This is a genomic window from Algoriphagus sp. (genome assembly GCF_024305035.1).
Taxonomy (GTDB): domain Bacteria; phylum Bacteroidota; class Bacteroidia; order Cytophagales; family Cyclobacteriaceae; genus Algoriphagus.
In genome coordinates, this window is the sequence record NZ_JAMWZB010000020.1 from 1 (window position 1) to 809 (window position 809).

At 48.1% G+C, this 809-nt stretch carries 1 protein-coding gene and 1 pseudogene; both read right to left on the reverse strand.

Annotation, left to right across the window (positions count from 1 at the left end; genetic code table 11):
• Positions 1–368, reverse strand: a pseudogene (locus Q0L00_RS12370) (reverse transcriptase domain-containing protein); the annotation flags it as partial.
• Positions 369–548: 180 nt separating this feature from the next.
• The gene (locus Q0L00_RS12375) at positions 549–806 is read right to left on the reverse strand and encodes a hypothetical protein (RefSeq protein ID WP_297337197.1); all 258 of its coding nucleotides are present in this window, start codon (positions 804–806) and stop codon (positions 549–551) included.
• Positions 807–809 lie beyond the last annotated feature (3 nt).

Below are 809 nucleotides of genomic sequence, written 5' to 3' on the forward strand. Positions count from 1 at the left end.
GCAAACCTACAGCTGGTAGGGGAACTATGAAAGATGTACTTGGTGGGGTGGATACGTCTGAACCCATGGCTGTGGTCGCTAAATTGGGGTTCATAAAGCCTACTGAGTACTTGGGCAATCGCTTGCTGTATCACCCTATCCACTACCGTGGGGATGCCCAGCTGGCGTTTCTGCCCATTGTCTTTGGGTATCTCTACCCTACGAACAGGATTGGGGCGGTAACTGCCCCGCAATATGGATGCTGTGAGTTCCGACTTGTTCTTGATAAGATAGCCCTTCAAGGACTCGACCTCCATCTTATCTACCCCAGCTGCTCCTTGGTTCCGCCTTACTTGTAGATAGGCGGCATTCAGGTTGCTGGGTGACAATATAAACTCTAACAAACCATACTCTAATCGGTTAAAATCCGTGAAGTTGCTTTCAACCATCCACATAAAAGTCTGCCCTCCCACAATGCCTTCGGATGCCGTCCTATTCTTTTGTGGCCAGGTCTCCTTGTTCGAGATTTTCTGCATTCTTCCTCCTATTTGGTGGTTTTCATGTACTTTTCACTCCTTAAAGTTCAGCCCTTCCCCAACTGGATCGTTGTTGAGTACTATGGCCTCAGCTGACTCCTCATAGCAAGCTTTACTCCGTGTTTCTAAATACATCTCCACACGTCTATGAGGCCTCCCGTGGTAAGACAATCTACTTTCACGCCATCTCCCCGCCTCATTTACACTCCAATGTCCGTGTAATCTTTGGACTTCGGCTTGTGATGCAGCCTCATCCCATTGGATATGCCTGATACTGTCTCTTATACACATCTC